Genomic DNA, 16,083 nt, shown 5'->3' on the forward strand with positions numbered 1-16,083 from the left:
TTTGGTGTAGAGCCGAAATAATTTATTTTTACTTAAACAATAATGAGAACTAATGTCTAATCAATTTAGCATTGTAGTTGATTGCTCCGAAAATCAAACTGTAGGTGATATTCTATATAGCAATCTTAAATTATTTAATGAGTCAATTATTGGCGCGTATGAGACAAAGCCATTCTGTATCTATGCAACTAATAATGAAAACGAGGTCATTGGCGGTGTAAAAGGTGATATCTTTGGACAATTATGCCGAATATTTACTTTGTGGATAGATGAAAATTATAGAGGAAAAAATATTGGCTCCAAAATTTTTAAAAAATTAGATAAATTGGCAAATGACAATAATTGTAAAATTATTCAAACCGATACAACTGAATTCCAAGCAAAAGAGTTTTATGAAAAAATGGGCTTCACGGTTTTCGCTACTTTACCTAATAACTTTATGGGATATAAAAGTTATATTCTTAGAAAAAAGCTATTCAAAGATGAAATCAACATACCAAAGACAGAGATAGATAGATTTTTGCAAGAATCTCTACTGATGGTTAGTGCTGCTAAAGCTTTACATAAATACCCTCTTCTTATGAAACAATGCTCAGTACTCTATCATTATGCTTTTGAGTTATTATTAAAAGGATGTGATATATATGAAAACAGCTGCTATCTACCATCACATGATTTATATAAGCTTCTTAAAAGGGTGAAATTTATTAAATTAGATGAAGAGGATGTCAAACAACTTAGAATAATAAATGACTACTTTAACTACAGATATCCTTTGAGTGAAAAAATGTTTGATAAAATAAACAAAACCTTACAAAAAAACGCTGATGAAGTTATACCTGGTACAGTCCCATTACCCACTGAATTAGGTACTGATGATCTAGAGAAGGCAGAACAGCTTTATAACCATTTATTTGAGTTTATGCCTGCCCCTATCAATGAGAGTTGCAATAAATTAATGGTCAATATAAAAAAGAATATCCTATTGGTTTGAGAAAGATTTTTCTATCATCTTTCTAGATGAGTAGTTAAGATTGCAAATCATTAAAGCTTTTAATCTGTACTGAACCTCTATCAGGAAACTCAGCTATTACCTTTACAGAGCCACCCATCGCCTCAATATATTTGTTCAGAGTTGACAATAACATATCTGATCTTTTTTCAAGGCGAGAAATTCCATCTTGACCAATATGTAGTTTATTACCCAAATCTTCTTGAGTTTGTTTTAATGCTTTTCTAATGTCACGCAAAGACATTTCTTCAGCGATCAACTCATTAGTTCGTTGTTGAATCTTTTGTTGGCGCTCTTTAGGCAAACTTTTAATTTTATCTTCAAGGGATCGTGACATGTCACACCTCATTTCTTTAAACTATTAAGATGGTTATCAAATCTAGCATCAGCTTTTTTAATTAAGCTTTTATAAAAGCGTTTTTCACTACTACCTGACTTATCACCACCAACAAGGACAATAGCTTTCCTTTTTGGATCAAATGCAAATGCTACCCTCCAGACGCCATCATTAGCATTAAATCTAAGTTCTTTCATATTCGCATGTTTAGAACCATTTAATGTATCAACCTGGGGTCTACCCAATTCGGGTCCAAACTTACTTAAAAGTTTTAGCCTCGCTAATAGTTCATCTTGAACCGCTTCATCAAATTGATCAAACTCATCTTCGAATTCATCATGAAATTCTACTAACCATTTCATTATAAATTATGACCTTAAATACATATGCTGTCAAATACATATAATCATATTGTTTATATTACAAAAGGTCAATTTATATTTGATTTTAAAATTTAAAAGGATGTAGCAGATTTGTAACAGTCTAAATTTAACTAACGCAGTACTAGGCAGTTTCAGGCAGGAGCAGATAACATTGTTACATCGCAACTCATTGAATTTACAATGATTTTATAACGATCTCATGGGCTTCGAACCAATGTGTCGGGGGTTCGAGTCCCTCCGAGCGCGCCATTTAAAATCGGTCTATTCCGGAGACATCGGGGTTCTTCCCCATTTAAGGAGGCAGCTATAATCACCCGCAAAGGACCTTAACACGGACTCTATAATTTTCAAAATTTCTAAAACCATAAGCTCTCCGCTGAATGAGTTTCATTTTGCGATGGAAGCCTTCAGTTATCCCATTAGATTTACTAAATCGCCACATTCTAGCCACTTCATCTTTCCAGGAAGCTAGTGTTTTGCTCAATGAGGCTAAGGCCTTAAACCCACTTTGTTTTAATTCAGCAAGCATGTCCAAGAAAGTAGGAATTACCTTCCGACAAGCGCGTTGAATTAATGCTCTTTTCATTAATAGAGAATGTAACACATATCCTTATTAAGTGAACTGTAACCTGGAAACCAATGACTCTATTAAGCTGAAACGTATAACGGTTGCATTCCTAGCTGCTTAAGGGTATAACCCTCCCTCCGTGTGTCGTAAGTTGACCGTCTCGGCTAAAGCTTCATCACTTAAGTTTAGATGTCGCTTATCCCTTTGCTGTAGGCCGTTATGATTGAGCCATTCACCTAGCAAAAGCTGGAGAGATTTAAAACTACCGTCTCGAGATTCCAATAATCCACTTGCTGCATTCATTTTAAGTGGGCCTACCTCACCTGGGCCTTCACCACCGACGATTAATCGCTTCATTTCATTGTATGGATGACTTAGATCAGTTTGACTGTCAGCTGGCGGCGGTTGAATATAGGTGTTGAGAACAAATGTTGCCATATCGACAAGGACACGCTCACTATTTGAAAGAATGACACTGATTTGATGGTTTAATGCTTTGCGTCTATCAAGGAGCACCTGATCATGAGGGAATTGTTTAAGCTGCACAAGCACGGCGCTCACTTCTTGCCTTAAATCTTCCTCACAAAGGCGTAGGTAGGCTAGATCGGCAGCTGTTTTCTCGAACAAGGTTTCAGGGTGCGGCATATCAACCCATCCATTGGCTTGCCTCCTTCTCTCTGGTAGCCCAACGTTCGCCAGGGTTCGGCACATATGAGACTTAGTATAAATGTAATTTTCTATTTCTTCTCTACTAAAGCTAGGTAAGCCAGGATAGGGCATGATTGCGTCTCTTTAGAGCGTGTTATTTTAAACTATAGTCTATATTCTATTTGGTGAGCATGAGCAACCTACACTTACTCTAAAAGATATGGTTTATTATCCCTTTACTCCCTACTTGATATTTAAGGCGAAACAAGATTTAGAGACATACATGTATCAAATAAAATGACACCTTAACTGAGCTTGCTAAAAAGTTTAAACCATAAAGGGTAATGACTGGTTCTATTAAGAATGTAAATCATTTCAGCTTTTTTAATTAAGCTTTTATAAAATTGTTTTTCACTACTACCTGACTTATCACCACCAACAAGGACAATAGCCTTCCTTTTTGGATCAAGTACCGTTCTTTCATATTCGCATGTTTAGCACCATTTAATGTATCAACCTGGGGGGGGCCCCTAATCCGGAACCAAACTTACTTAAAAGTTTTGGCCTTGATTCAAAAAAGTAGATGTAGCAAATTTGCTGTTTTACAAGTCAGCTTATTAGCAGCGAAAGTGCAATGTGTTCGTCCCGCAAAGCCCCCTCCCCATTGCAAGGCATAGGCATTTTGCCTGGAAAAATCAGGAATAGTAACTGCATTGGCTGCAATTTTATACAGACTTATCGAGAAGTTACCACTCCCTATATTAATAAAAAATATACAATTGGATCTATAATTATACTTATGGAGAATAGTTTTTAATAATTATTTTTTGAATATCACTCATTAGAGATTAATTATGCCTAAGCCATTAAAAGTTCCTGAACTATTAAAACGGGGTAATATTGAAGATTTAGAAAATCTGTCGAGTTTAATTGGTAAAACATTTCAAATTAGTCATAAAAAGCGATGGGGGTTAACGAATACTGGAAATATAGCTATATATAATGAGCATGTAGACAACATTAAAAAGAACATTCAGAGTTTATTAAAATTGCATACTGATCTCCAGACTGTGGGGGTTGAAAATCCACAAGAAATCCTTACACAAAATGCAAAAGCAATAATGGAATCTATGAAAACTCTGGCAAAAACTACGAGTGATCCCTCCAAACAAAAATTTTTGCTGACTCATATGCACGGAATAATGAATGCGATTAGTTTTGCGCAAAGTGAACTTGTAAGAGCACCATTGAGAACCAGGTTTGCGGAGGTGGAGAAGCAAACGAAGAGTGATTATATGCAAGGAAAAAATGGGTATTATGATGCTTATGTGAATAAAAACTGGAAAAATTATAACGCAAATTATGGAAAATTGTTTGAACAACATATTGAACAAGTGCATAAAAGGGAGTTCGAGGATGCGCTCGAGAAAAAAGTTCAGGAGACTATAGAATCACGACTTGGTTTGGGATTAGAGAGGCATTATCAGGATACTTATCTAGAGAGTTTCACGAATATCAAAAGACAGGAGCTTGCAAAGGAAGGAAAATCATTTAACACTCTAACTGAAGAAGAAAGAAGGAAAATTCAATCTGAGTTTGATGCGAAGTTTAAGGATTGGGTGAAAGATCAAGTATTGGCTCAAGGATTTAAACAAAATTTTCAAGGAACTCCAAAAGAATCTTTAGAAAAAGCTTTTAAAGAAAAATTCGACAAAACATTTCAAGACCAATATATCGAACACTGTAAAGATCGAATTAAACATCATGAAAATGAAATTAGAGTTAAACTTGACCCAAAAGACCCTAAGCTACAATTAGCACATATGAGGAACGTGATACAAAGCATACAACAAACATTAAAAGGCAAAAGTGAAGGAGAAAAACTAGCCGGGAATACATGTGTAGGTATTTTAGATTCTATTCAGAAACTCGAAACGAAAATAAGTCAGTTAACAAAAGAAGGCATGACCACTAAAGATGCTGGAGATGCAACATTAGGTATCAACATGCTACCTCAATTGTTTGGTATGCTATTGAAAAACTGCGAGAGTCCAAAAGCCAAAGAAATAATGGCACGTGAATTTCCTGCATTATACCAACAAGTACAAGGGATTAACCTGGATATTCAAGAAGCCCAAATGAAGTGTGAAATTGGCGCATTAGAAAGAATGCGAGGCGAGATTTCAGGTAAAAAACAACCTGAGAAAGATGTCATGCTAAGTGAGGATGAGTTGGAAGGTCCTCCAATAGTCGTTAATCCAGCCGTGATATCGGGGGCTAAGATGGAAGGAAACTTTGCTAAAATTAAAGAACAGCTTCATGCTCAAAAGAGTGAACATAATGATGAAGAACCTGATAAAGGTCATGGCTTTAATGTCTAAAAGTCGTATATAACTAGCTCTTTTAAGGAGAAACTGAATATGTTTACTGATACGCAATTAAATATATACGAATCTTCGAAGGATTTTATTTTTATTCGATTAAACAACTTAATTAATCGATCTAAATCAGACCCAAATTCACTTAAGGCTTTTTTTTTTCAACTGAAGGTGACTTTGGAATACAATAGAACATATACCGATTATATGGGACAAATATTTTATCCATCTCATTCAAATATAAAACTCTTTTTTTCTGAGCTTAATGACTTATTACGCGGTAATGCGCCCGAACATAAATTTGTAACATCGATTTGTGATCCTCGTTTTTTTTCTAAAAAAAATAACAGTGATGAGTACAAGCAAGCACTATCAAAGGAATTTAGCAAAAGGCTTAAACAGGATATTAGCGAATGGTTTACTGAGGAATTTAAAAAAACAGAATTGACAGACCGTGACTTGGCTGCTTTGCATACAAAGTACCCTCCAGAACTCGTAAACTCTCGGGCGAATATGCATGGCAAATCGAGCCTGAGATAAGGCTCTTTTTCTTAAGTTGCCCTCTTCATAAAATGGAAGCCAATAACCTGATAAACGATAGTAATTTAAATGTTGGAGACAGTGTGCTGCGCTATCATCTATAATCAGGCCTCGACAGTAAAGCTAATTGCTGTTGGATATAATAAGGAATGGCTTGGTAAATCCCATTCCCTCCAGGGCGCGCCATCTTTTTGAGATAGTTAACTCAAAGATACTGACAGCCATGAATAAAGATTTCGCATTAAATAATACCTCTTGAATATCGACTCCATAAATTAAGATAGCTTGAGATGGCTGTCAAAAAATTCGGGTAGGTCTATTAATGCTTGAGCTCTTGCTGCTTCATTAAAACCAATATGATAATGTTCTCCTTTTTCATCAGTGACTTCTTTTGAGGCAGGAAATTCAAAGTTATCAAACCCATGCAACGCGTTTGAATAAATTTGAATGGTGGCATTTTGTTTGTTATCAGTACTTCGATTGACTAACTGAATGCAATCCTGGGTTGTTGATCTATCATCATTCTCCCCAATAAATATTTTAGTGATTTCTCGCAGTTTTGCTCCTTTTTCAAGTCGATGACATACCCCATAAAAAGAAGCTGCTGCTTTAAAGGAGAGTTGTTGGTAAGGTTTGGGATCTTGTTGTGATAACTCCATGACTTTTAGTACATCAAACCCTCCCATAGAGAATCCCAAAATACCCATTCGATCAGGGTCAACAAAAGGAAGTTGTCTAAGATATTCATAGGCGGGAACGATATCATCAAGTTGTGCTTGTGTAGCTCTTTCCCAGCCTACTGAGCGACGATCTTCCCAACCTCTGGGTTTAAAGCTGTCAATCATATAGACCACATATCCTCGTTCTTTTAATCGAGTGGCCCAATCATAATTGACTTTTTCAATGCCAGTACTAGCATGCAGCAATAAAATAGCAGGAGATCTTATTGTTTTATCAGGAACATAAAGACTATGATGAATATCAGTAGGATCGAAAACATATTCTTCATTTAGTGCCATCACTTCCGTAGAGCTTAGGATTAAAGCAAATATGAAAAAGATTATTTTGTACATTATTTCTAATTCCTTAGTTTTATACAGTCAGTTTTAGGTTAGAAGACTCACCTCTTTCCAGTTTTTCCATGTGTTCTTTTAAATTACAAATTTCATCAAAACGAGCACCTTCATAAATACGAGTTAGTGCAAGCGCTTCTTTTTCCTTGATCTCTTCTGCCTTATTAATGGCATTGACAGCCTCTTCTTTATTCATGATAACAATGCCATCCTCATCAGCCAGTATCAGTTCACCTGGATTGACTTCAACAGAGCCGCAATTGATTGTTTTTCTTATACTGCCAATTTTATTTTTACTTCCCGATTTGGCGCATTGACCCTTGGCAAAAAATGGGAGATTGGTCGCTCTGATTTCAGAAACATCTCGACAATTCCCATCGGTGATAATGCCACCAAAACCCTTGGTTTTTGCTACTTCTGCACACATACCACCAGCTACAGCAAACTTGGTACCACAAGAGGCAATAACTAATAAAATAGGAACTCGCTCATCAGTGCAACCAAGCGTGAGTATAAAATTTGGCAAGTCATCCAAAGCCTGCATTGTAGATAAAGAATCTTGTGCCGAGTTTACGGTATAGGCTCTTCCTAGAATTTTTGTTTGTAATGGTGTGTTAAAAGAATGAATATCTGAATCCATGAGGCGCACACTGGGTAAAGCATCACAGATTAATGGTGTTGTGAGTTGAGATAATCGTCCACAGATTTCAGAATAACTATTCTCAATAGTCAGTCTCATAAATAATCCTTAATTTATCGATTCAGTCATATCTAATTTGTATGGGGTTTTAGGGATAAAACAAGTGAAAATCTCCCTCATTTAATAAAGTAGTTATTTGTTGATAATCCAGAGTATTTGCCGTTTGACAAGCATTTTGGAATTTCAATCCAATGGCTGAAGCCATTGCTGACCATATGGATGGTTTAAAATTGTACTGGTTGATGTAACCTTTTTCATAAAGATTTGTAGTTACAAAATAATCATAACCTCGTGCAATATTATCTGGCTTCCAAATCATTTCTTCACCTGGCGCTGTAGTGAGGATGATTTGGTTTGCTTCTGCTATTTCTCTTTCAAGGTTGTAAGTATCCATGCCATAAGTGGATAGCAGTACTTGTACTTGATACTGAACGAATAATTCCTGAGTCAGGCTTTTGAGCTTTTCTTTCTCAGATTCAGTATCCAGATAAATAATATCAGGGTCATAAACTTGATTATCAATTAAAAGACCACCACCTTTGATGACTGCACTTTTCCAATATTCATATCCTCTAAGCATTTCACGGCCTTTAGAACCGTCTTTTCCAGTCAATGGTAGAGCAACACCCATGCGCAGTTTTTTATGTATGTTCGAGCTAAATTCAGGGATGAATGCTAAACCATTCGGTCCTGCATGAGTTGGAATAGAAGTAACTTCAAAGGTACGCAAATCTATTTGAGACAAATGCTTGTCTGTTGCATTAGACGCGTAAGCATATTGACCATTGGGACTAACCAAAACATTCATGGGATTTAAGCCGGTGACTAAACGTTTTATCACCTGGCCTGAATCAACATCAATCACTGCAACCTGATGGTCAAAGGGTGCAGGTGCTAATACATATTTTTGATCCGGAGTAATATCTGAGTAAAGAATTGGACCCAGATTTAAATTGGTTAATTGTTTTTTAATGGCAAGGGTATCTGGATCAATAAAAACAATCTGGTTGACAGCTGATACCATCAGGGAACGATTATCTGGCGTATATTTTAAACCGCGTACAGCCGATGGTAATGTTAGGCTTCCAGTGACTACTCCTGAATCAGGATCGATTCGGATGACGCCATCTTTACCTGCCATTAACCACAAAGTCTTACCATCATTAGAAAAAAACAGATTATGCGTATTAGGACTAACCTCAATCTTTTTGACGATGGTTTTGGTATCGACATCAAAGACGAGAATCTTGCTACCCTTTTCTACATTAACATAAAGTTGCTTCTCAAAAGGAGGACGTAATTTAACACCATGGGGAGCACTATCAATGTCAGAATAATCTTTGCTTTCCAGTGGATCAAAAGTAAATAGTCGATATTTCTCGACTTGGTTAGGCAGATCGATGACAGAGATTGATACTCCTGGAACACCAGAGCCACTGTCGTAGTCTCTGATACCGAAATTACTGACATAAGCCGTCTTTCCATCTTTTGCAACAGCAATTTCATGAGGGAGGAAGGCAAGTTTCAGACTACCCTGTCTTGCACCTGTATCAGGATTGTAGAAACTGATACGATCCGCATTTTCTTCAACAACAGCTAAAGTTGTGTTGAGAGAAGAGGAATAGGAAAAATTATTAAGTACCCCTAGAACTATGAATAGCATGAAGCTTTTTTTGAACATAATTACATCCTTTTATAAATACAAAAAGCGGGGTCATAATATTCATTGAATACGAACTTGTCAACATATATAGGCTCCTATATATTATTGAAAAAGGAAATACTTATGACTTTTAATCTGAACGAACATACTGGTGTATTGATCAAAAAAGCAGCCCGATTGTTCGAACGTGTTTCAAATTTCAACCTTGAAAAACTTGGTGTGACTTATAGCCAGACTATTTTTCTGGTTCGCTTGTGGGAAAGAGATGGCCAGACTCAAATGGAGCTCACAAAAAGTGCGGGACTTAAACAACCTACCGTTGTCGGTATTCTTGATAAGATGGAAAGAGACCAGCTCATTACACGAGTTCGAAGTGAGGAAGATAAACGCTGTTATTATTTTTTTCTTACTGAAAAAGCTAAAAATGCATGTCGGGAATTAGAAAAGCAGGGAATATTGATGCAGAATCTGTCTACTGGCAACTTACCTGATAAAGAAGTAAGGAAATTAAACGAAAATCTATTATATATTATAGAAAATCTGGAGCGTTTTATTGAGAATATTCGGGTTTAGAATTGGTAACTTTTCTATTTTCAGTCGTATTGAATGTAGAAGCGAATTGGTTTATCACCAACTCAACATCATCATCTTTCGCTGCAAAATTGGTACGAGTTTTCACACCTATTGCATAGTGCTCATTGGCTTCTGGAAAACCAAAATATTCTGGTAAATCCATTGTGATTGTTTGACACAATGATTGAGCCAATTCCCCCGTTATTTTTTCGATGTGAATCATAATATTTTACCTACAGCAGTATCTCGGGCATCACTTTCATAGCCATCGGGATCATCAAATGGCATGTCGACATAACCATTATTCCTATAAAATTTTAGTGCATCGGGCGAGGACTCAACATGCAGACTTTGAGAGCCCTGGCTTTTGAGCCACTTTTCGCATAAGGTCAAAAACTGGCTGCCGTATTGATGGTTTCTTTTAGGCTCATCGATAACGATAATCCGTAGTGCAGCTCTGTTATGAGGCCATAATTGCAGATGAGCGTAACCAATGATTTCGCGTCCCTGGAACAAAACAAAATGAACGTGAGCATCATGCTCAAAAGTCCAAGTGTAAGGATCAGAAAGCCCTGCTTTGTCAAAAAAATAGAATTGTCTGAAATGACGTGCTTTATCCCATTCTTGCGTTGTTAGTGCCTTAACTACCCTTAATCCATTACAACCTGCTTTTTTATCTATTGTTGCAATAAAGTCCTCTTTCCCCAAGCAATAAGAGGTGATGTCATAAGGATATTGGCGTGCCAAATCCTCTTTCAAACGAGCATAAGCCTCTCTATCCTCAGGATGTGTTCTCATCCAATCCCTAAATTTTAAATGCCGATCGATTTCTGGGTTACCAAGCTCAAAAACATGGGCCTGATGTGTTCTTTGATTGCTTCCTTTCTGGAAATAGCGACGAAAAGGGATACCATATTCTCCTTTTGCTTCATAACCAAGCGCCTGCATGGTGGCATTAGCACTATCTACTTTGTTAATATCCAAAACGGTAGGAATCATATCGATCACTGGTTTTGCAGCCAAACCAGGTACTGATGTTGAACCGATATGATGAATTTCAATGCAATTATTACCTAACGCTTTTTTAATCTGTTCTGCTTCCGGTATGAACTGCATAGGCCAATTAGAATCATAAGAAATCACTTCAATAAGCCGTTGCTCTTGTTTGACTGACATTACTTATTCTCTCTCTTGAATATACTGAACCATTTCATCAACAAAGGCAGTGACTTCTTGATAAGTTTCTTCAACAAAGTCATTGCTAGCCTCACTTGGTCCAGCTTTTATTAGTGCTCTTTGAATCAAATCTTGCCATTTTGGGAATTGGGTTATAGCCCAGGTTCCTGATTCTAATTTAGAACTTTGTTCATGGTGGTAGATAACATACATGGCTCTGCATAGGGTTAATACGGCATAATATTGATATTCTAGAGATTTCTTGGTATGGACAATCCAATCCTGCCACTCAATAGCTGCCGAAAACTCAATATGTAATTTACTCATCAACTACCTCACTATTCAGTGATTCCCTGCGCACCTCACTCTGTTTATCTGGCAAAAAACCACCTACCTGGGCATCCCATAAGGTTTTATACAAACCACCTTCATTGAGCAATTCACTGTGTGTACCATCTTCAATAATATGCCCTTTATCAAATACTAAAATTCTGTCCATATGCAGAAGAGTAGACAGACGATGGGCAATAACCAAGGTTGTTTTTCCTTGCATCAGCTCCCATAAACTATCCTGAATATTCGCTTCTGTGATGGAATCAAGTTGGGAGGTCGCCTCATCAAGCATTAAAATCGGAGCATTTTTTAAGATGGCTCGGGCAATCGCAATGCGTTGACGTTGTCCCCCTGAAAGCTTAACCCCACGTTCTCCTACCAAGGCTTCATAACCTTCTGGCAATTGGCTAATGAATTCATGGGCGTGGGCTTTTTGTGTGGCTGCAACAACTTCTTCATCAGTAGCACCCGCCCTGCCATAGCGTATATTATCCATTAAACTTCGATGAAAAAGTGTAGGATCTTGAGGAATCATAGCAATAGCCAGTCTAAGACTATCTTGAGTGACAGACTGAATATCTTGACCATCGATAAGAATTTGACCATCCACCACATCATAAAGTCTTAAGATAAGATTCACAAAGGTTGACTTGCCGCTACCGGAATAGCCAACCAAACCTACTTTTTGACCTGCTGCAATAATAACTGACTTATTTTGAAAAAGAGAATATGCACCTCGGTAATGAAATTTAACTTTGGAGAACTCAATATGGCCATGAGTGACCAGTAATTGAGATGTCTTGTTTTTATCCTTGATGTCATGAGGAATAACTAACGACTTCAAACTCTGCTTACATTTACCAAGAGCTTGGTTAAATTGATCCACTTGGTACATGGTGTACCACATCATATGACCCAATTCCATTGAGAGCCCGAGAATCAAAGCAAAATCGCCAATGCTAATAAGACCCTTCCCATACAAATGGATTAAGGTAAACGCAGCAAGACCCATCATCACAGCAATCATGCCGCCTTGCACACAGCATAACAAAACAATAAATAACTCTTTTCTTTGAAACGCTTGTTGCACCAATCCAAAATAGCGGTTCATTCGGTTTACTTCATACGTTTTTTGAGAAAAAATACGGATATTCGATTGGTTACCTAAAGCATCAACCAGTTGACCAGAAAGCTGAGATTCACTACTTGCGTGATCATCCGACAAATGCACCAAGCGCCTGGACATCCAAATGCTAAACCAAGCAAAGGCAATGAACCAAAGTAACAAAATATAAAAGAACAGGACATTGACGTAATAAGCCATAATAAATGAAACAATTAGCAAAGAAGATCCGCGAATAAAGTCCACAGACACTCGATGAAGAATAATTTCGAGATTATCAGCAAGCGTCGTAATTTGATCGGAAATGCGTCCAGATAAATTATCCTGAAAAAATTGATGGGAAGATCCCAATACATACTCAAAAGTTTGGCTAATAATTTGGTTTTTGATGACCGCTTCGTATTTATAATTCAAAAATCCGAGCGTTCGCCAGGTTACATTGTCAAAAACAATAAAGTTCAATACCAACAATCCGGCTATCCAATACAAAGAGGACATATCCATGCTTGTCTTCGATGCCAAAGTATTAATGAAGGACTTAACCAATAAGCTGTTAAATGGTCCCCAAAATCCGGCCAACAAGGCTAACAGAACAAACAAAACAACTAAGGTTCGATACGGTTTTAAAAAATGCCAGACAAAGGAGCCTAGATGATTTGGCAAACAATTTGCTTCAAAGCTGGTTTTATGAGGGTGGATAAAATTTACGTTTTTAAATTGAGTCGATTTATAGTTCATGATTTACTCTTAAGCATGTCTATCAGGACAGTAAAAAACAAAAAGTCAAAAATGACTTTGTTCGCTTTGCCCTATAAATTGGGCGTACTTAAGATGTAATTTTCATGGCGCTGTAAACCTACTTTTGAATGGTTTCTCAAATTAACATTTAATTTTAAAGTAAAACAATCAGGAATGTCAATGTTATTAGCAAGGGTTGATAACCACTGACTTCTTGCAAGCAAATTTAAGATAAGTTTCTGTCTCGGCTCACGTTAGCCTTTGACTTCGTCAAAGCTACTCTTGTTGGGTTTATCCTTTCTAATAAGGGAAAAAACTTGATTTGAAAACTGAATCTCTTGAATATTCAGATAATCAGATAAAAATTGATAGAGTGCCCCTTTTGTCCAAAAATCCGCGCCCAGATCACGGACTTGATTTTTTTTCCTCAACTTCATCCTTGTCAACCTTTACTGTGCCTTTCCCTAAATACTCTGCTTTAAAAAAGCTATGCGCTTGTTGTAGTTCCCTACCAGGGTACATTTTCATCGTAAATGAATCGGTCAGTACACATAAGGGGCTTTTTTTAAACTCTTGAGCTTCCTTCGTCCAAATTTTTTCATTTTTAACAAACGCCGTAACCATTTTTCCATCAAATTTTAATTTAAAAGCACCATTATCTGCTGTCAACGACCAGGTAACATCCGGGTGCAAAACACTCCTTTTTAACAACCCGGCTTCATTCAAATTATTTGCCTTTTCAAGCATGCTTGGTGGGATATTGATTTTTAGATAGGCAGGAGTATCAAAATTTCTTTTAGCAGCATCATAAGCATATGTAACAAGTTTCGACCGATTGTCAAATGCGTTCAATTGTAAACCTTTGTTGTAACCTGTATTTTCCAATGTATATCCTTGCGAACTGCCAATCAGAAAATCAATAATATGCAATAATCCCCCGCCATGGTAAAAAGTTTTCACATTTCCTGAGTAAGGTATATATCCATTCATTTTATCTATAGAGTAATCACTAAGAAGGTATTTCTTGCTTGCTTGGTACAAAGTGTTAAGATGCTCCTCTAAATTTAAATCCATTAACCCCTCATTAGCAACATCTGATTCGAGTTGTTGTTTTAAATATTCATAACTTTTTTCTTTCTCAAATTCACTGCGATCAGCTTCGTCATATGGTAATGTCGCAATAAAGTCAAAGAGTTTTTGATATTGGCTTCTAAATTTCATTGTAAAGCGTCTATTCACCCTCCCTCTAAGATTACTTTTATGATCTTCGCTTAATGAGCTATCTTCATTAATTGCTGCTATTTCTTTGTTATAGACTCGCTTAACACCTGATAAAAATGTAGTGCATTGATTAATTACGTGATCAATTTCACCATTAAACAAGCCCTCATGTCTTTTGTACGATAAACCCCGACCCTGATGTTGTGCATAGAGATATAGGTCTATACCACCTAGTTTTAAAATTTTGTTAGCTTGGGAGCTTATATCTTCAAAATTATCATCTTCAATTTCTTCATAAGATATTTCATCAGAATCATGTTTTTGCCATTTATGTGGAAGTACTTCATCAAAAACTTTATCAATGTCTAAAAAATTGGGCACATCCCCAGGCTTATAATAATCTTCAAAAGCCTTTTGATACTGTCTACACAGTTCATCATATTCATTATTTGATACGCGCTTATTTTTGCCATTAAAATCAAAATTACCAATCACTTTAGGCTGTATAACTCCTATGCCACGACCAGCAAATACTGCATACCCTAGCAGGCGCAGATCACTGAGACGGCGGAATTCCTTACAATAATCAAGACAATTATAAAATACCTGCTGCATCTCCTGGTTATTGTTAATATCCTTTTTAGTTGCGTTCTTTAACTTTTTTAATAAAAGTTTAAATTCTCTTTCAGTAAGCATATCGCTTCATTTTTAAAATAACACATAATAATGGTTATTATAGAACATCTTATGCAAACAGTTTTATCCATTATTTAAGAGATACAGTCAGAGAAATTGGAGCAATACCAGTGTGACATATTTGTGTCTTAACTGTGGTAGGACTAGACCGTTTCAGACTTTATTAGGTTGCATTATCAAATTTTGATGTATCGCAAGGCCTTTATTTTAAAGGGTTGTAGAACTAGAATAGTTGGCTTCGAACCAAGGTATCAGGAGACAAGGCCCTCTGAGAGCACTATTTAAAACCAAAGAGTTAGCTCCAATCTGCCCTTTCCCGATGCGACTGGCTGGTAAAAATTTAGCCAACCAACCCCTATGAATAAAGGCAATACTATGGAATAATTATTAACCAATTTCAACAATATTAATCTACTTATATGAAAATAAAAGCAATCTCTTTAATGATCTCTATTTTTTTTCCTGTCGCTTTATTCGCTAGCACTGCAACTTGTCCTTTATCAAACGGAATCAATGTACACACTGCCAAGCGAATTTTAAATATTTGTAAACACGGCACTGTAATTAAGACCTTTAAAGTAGCTCTCGGATACAAAGGCGTCGGTAAAAAACAAGCGGGTGATAATAAAACTCCAATTGGTTTATATGGGTTAGCTCATCCAAGAAAATCCAATCAATTTAAAGTCTTTATTCCAATTCTCTATCCGACTACTAAGCAATTAGCTTCGGGATATACAGGTAGAGATGTAGGTATCCATGGGCCAACTCAGTCATCTAATTTGTTTAGTTGGTTAAACAACTTACCAAGCTCAACACGAGGATGCATTGCTGTTGGCAAAAATAACTATATCGAGTATGTGGCAAATTGGGTCAAAGCCAATCCTGGGGCTAAGGTTTTAATTATTTAAATTTAGACGAAAT

General features: G+C 36.6%; 16 protein-coding genes and 1 pseudogene. 5 read left to right on the top strand and 12 right to left on the bottom strand.

Translation table 11 applies throughout. The features are described 5' to 3' along the window. Positions 1-52: 52 nt before the first annotated feature. Positions 53-994, top strand: a complete 942-nt coding sequence (locus tag ACZ5EK_RS10775; protein ID WP_464429548.1) for a GNAT family N-acetyltransferase — start codon at positions 53-55, stop codon at positions 992-994. Between the two features lie 34 nt (positions 995-1,028). Here ACZ5EK_RS10775 and ACZ5EK_RS10780 read toward each other — a convergent pair whose 3' ends face one another. The 4 genes and pseudogenes from ACZ5EK_RS10780 to ACZ5EK_RS10795 form a co-directional block, all read right to left on the bottom strand. After that, positions 1,029-1,349 (bottom strand): helix-turn-helix domain-containing protein, encoded by a 321-nt coding sequence (locus tag ACZ5EK_RS10780; protein WP_464429549.1) that lies wholly within the window; start codon positions 1,347-1,349, stop codon positions 1,029-1,031. An 8-nt stretch (positions 1,350-1,357) separates the two neighbouring features. Then, positions 1,358-1,711, bottom strand: a complete 354-nt coding sequence (locus ACZ5EK_RS10785) for a type II toxin-antitoxin system RelE/ParE family toxin (protein ID WP_464429551.1) — start codon at positions 1,709-1,711, stop codon at positions 1,358-1,360. Between the two features lie 331 nt (positions 1,712-2,042). Then, a pseudogene (locus ACZ5EK_RS10790) lies at positions 2,043-2,333 on the bottom strand (transposase); the annotation flags it as partial. An 84-nt stretch (positions 2,334-2,417) separates the two neighbouring features. Continuing rightward, positions 2,418-3,080, bottom strand: a complete 663-nt coding sequence (locus tag ACZ5EK_RS10795; protein ID WP_464429552.1) for a hypothetical protein — start codon at positions 3,078-3,080, stop codon at positions 2,418-2,420. 722 nt (positions 3,081-3,802) lie between these two features. Between ACZ5EK_RS10795 and ACZ5EK_RS10800 the strand changes: the two genes are divergently transcribed. Together ACZ5EK_RS10800 and ACZ5EK_RS10805 are read left to right on the top strand one after the other, a co-directional pair. Further along, on the top strand, positions 3,803-5,329 hold the full coding sequence (locus ACZ5EK_RS10800) for a hypothetical protein (RefSeq protein ID WP_464429553.1): 1,527 nt from the start codon (positions 3,803-3,805) through the stop codon (positions 5,327-5,329). Positions 5,330-5,368: 39 nt separating this feature from the next. After that, complete coding sequence (locus ACZ5EK_RS10805; protein ID WP_464429554.1) at positions 5,369-5,866, top strand: hypothetical protein; 498 nt, start codon at positions 5,369-5,371, stop codon at positions 5,864-5,866. Positions 5,867-6,141: 275 nt separating this feature from the next. Here ACZ5EK_RS10805 and ACZ5EK_RS10810 read toward each other — a convergent pair whose 3' ends face one another. Genes ACZ5EK_RS10810 through ACZ5EK_RS10820 form a run of 3 tightly spaced genes read right to left on the bottom strand, consistent with a single transcriptional unit; the run spans position 6,142 to position 9,320 of the window. Beyond that, positions 6,142-6,939: a dienelactone hydrolase family protein gene (locus tag ACZ5EK_RS10810; RefSeq protein WP_464429555.1), complete on the bottom strand. Its 798-nt coding sequence runs from the start codon at positions 6,937-6,939 to the stop codon at positions 6,142-6,144. Positions 6,940-6,958: 19 nt separating this feature from the next. Then, positions 6,959-7,678 (bottom strand): RraA family protein, encoded by a 720-nt coding sequence (locus ACZ5EK_RS10815; protein ID WP_464429557.1) that lies wholly within the window; start codon positions 7,676-7,678, stop codon positions 6,959-6,961. A 49-nt stretch (positions 7,679-7,727) separates the two neighbouring features. Further along, on the bottom strand, positions 7,728-9,320 hold the full coding sequence (locus tag ACZ5EK_RS10820; RefSeq protein WP_464429558.1) for a YncE family protein: 1,593 nt from the start codon (positions 9,318-9,320) through the stop codon (positions 7,728-7,730). Positions 9,321-9,425: 105 nt separating this feature from the next. Between ACZ5EK_RS10820 and ACZ5EK_RS10825 the strand changes: the two genes are divergently transcribed. Further along, positions 9,426-9,875, top strand: a complete 450-nt coding sequence (locus ACZ5EK_RS10825) for a MarR family winged helix-turn-helix transcriptional regulator (protein ID WP_464429559.1) — start codon at positions 9,426-9,428, stop codon at positions 9,873-9,875. Here the strand turns inward: ACZ5EK_RS10825 and ACZ5EK_RS10830 are convergent. The 5 genes from ACZ5EK_RS10830 to ACZ5EK_RS10850 form a co-directional block, all read right to left on the bottom strand. Continuing rightward, positions 9,853-10,098 carry a hypothetical protein gene (locus ACZ5EK_RS10830; RefSeq protein WP_464429560.1) on the bottom strand — a complete coding sequence of 82 codons (246 nt, stop codon included), beginning with the start codon at positions 10,096-10,098 and terminating at the stop codon, positions 9,853-9,855. The genes ACZ5EK_RS10825 and ACZ5EK_RS10830 overlap by 23 nt on opposite strands. Further along, positions 10,095-11,051 carry a GNAT family N-acetyltransferase gene (locus tag ACZ5EK_RS10835; RefSeq protein WP_464429561.1) on the bottom strand — a complete coding sequence of 319 codons (957 nt, stop codon included), beginning with the start codon at positions 11,049-11,051 and terminating at the stop codon, positions 10,095-10,097. Before ACZ5EK_RS10835 ends, ACZ5EK_RS10830 begins: the two co-directional genes overlap by 4 nt. 3 nt (positions 11,052-11,054) lie before the next feature. Next, positions 11,055-11,378: an aminoglycoside adenylyltransferase domain-containing protein gene (locus tag ACZ5EK_RS10840; RefSeq protein ID WP_464429562.1), complete on the bottom strand. Its 324-nt coding sequence runs from the start codon at positions 11,376-11,378 to the stop codon at positions 11,055-11,057. After that, positions 11,371-13,245, bottom strand: coding sequence for an ABC transporter ATP-binding protein (locus ACZ5EK_RS10845; protein ID WP_464429563.1), 1,875 nt, complete (start codon positions 13,243-13,245; stop codon positions 11,371-11,373). The genes ACZ5EK_RS10840 and ACZ5EK_RS10845 overlap by 8 nt, the downstream gene beginning before the upstream one ends. Positions 13,246-13,650: 405 nt before the next feature. Further along, positions 13,651-15,162, bottom strand: coding sequence for a hypothetical protein (locus ACZ5EK_RS10850; RefSeq protein WP_464429564.1), 1,512 nt, complete (start codon positions 15,160-15,162; stop codon positions 13,651-13,653). 419 nt (positions 15,163-15,581) lie between these two features. Here ACZ5EK_RS10850 and ACZ5EK_RS10855 point away from each other — a divergent pair, with 419 nt between their 5' ends. Continuing rightward, on the top strand, positions 15,582-16,070 hold the full coding sequence (locus tag ACZ5EK_RS10855; protein WP_464429565.1) for a L,D-transpeptidase family protein: 489 nt from the start codon (positions 15,582-15,584) through the stop codon (positions 16,068-16,070). Positions 16,071-16,083: the final 13 nt, after the last annotated feature.

This window comes from Legionella sp. JM-2024 (genome assembly GCF_055389095.1).

Bases quoted from the DNA above. Each gene is read 5' to 3' on its own strand.
- ACZ5EK_RS10775 (WP_464429548.1), top strand. From the start codon at position 53: ATGTCTAATCAATTTAGCATTGTAGTTGATTGCTCCGAAAATCAAACT.
- ACZ5EK_RS10780 (WP_464429549.1), bottom strand. From the start codon at position 1,349: ATGTCACGATCCCTTGAAGATAAAATTAAAAGTTTGCCTAAAGAGCGC.
- ACZ5EK_RS10785 (WP_464429551.1), bottom strand. From the start codon at position 1,711: ATGAAATGGTTAGTAGAATTTCATGATGAATTCGAAGATGAGTTTGAT.
- ACZ5EK_RS10795 (WP_464429552.1), bottom strand. From the start codon at position 3,080: ATGCCCTATCCTGGCTTACCTAGCTTTAGTAGAGAAGAAATAGAAAAT.
- ACZ5EK_RS10800 (WP_464429553.1), top strand. From the start codon at position 3,803: ATGCCTAAGCCATTAAAAGTTCCTGAACTATTAAAACGGGGTAATATT.
- ACZ5EK_RS10805 (WP_464429554.1), top strand. From the start codon at position 5,369: ATGTTTACTGATACGCAATTAAATATATACGAATCTTCGAAGGATTTT.
- ACZ5EK_RS10810 (WP_464429555.1), bottom strand. From the start codon at position 6,939: ATGTACAAAATAATCTTTTTCATATTTGCTTTAATCCTAAGCTCTACG.
- ACZ5EK_RS10815 (WP_464429557.1), bottom strand. From the start codon at position 7,678: ATGAGACTGACTATTGAGAATAGTTATTCTGAAATCTGTGGACGATTA.
- ACZ5EK_RS10820 (WP_464429558.1), bottom strand. From the start codon at position 9,320: ATGTTCAAAAAAAGCTTCATGCTATTCATAGTTCTAGGGGTACTTAAT.
- ACZ5EK_RS10825 (WP_464429559.1), top strand. From the start codon at position 9,426: ATGACTTTTAATCTGAACGAACATACTGGTGTATTGATCAAAAAAGCA.
- ACZ5EK_RS10830 (WP_464429560.1), bottom strand. From the start codon at position 10,098: ATGATTCACATCGAAAAAATAACGGGGGAATTGGCTCAATCATTGTGT.
- ACZ5EK_RS10835 (WP_464429561.1), bottom strand. From the start codon at position 11,051: ATGTCAGTCAAACAAGAGCAACGGCTTATTGAAGTGATTTCTTATGAT.
- ACZ5EK_RS10840 (WP_464429562.1), bottom strand. From the start codon at position 11,378: ATGAGTAAATTACATATTGAGTTTTCGGCAGCTATTGAGTGGCAGGAT.
- ACZ5EK_RS10845 (WP_464429563.1), bottom strand. From the start codon at position 13,245: ATGAACTATAAATCGACTCAATTTAAAAACGTAAATTTTATCCACCCT.
- ACZ5EK_RS10850 (WP_464429564.1), bottom strand. From the start codon at position 15,162: ATGCTTACTGAAAGAGAATTTAAACTTTTATTAAAAAAGTTAAAGAAC.
- ACZ5EK_RS10855 (WP_464429565.1), top strand. From the start codon at position 15,582: ATGAAAATAAAAGCAATCTCTTTAATGATCTCTATTTTTTTTCCTGTC.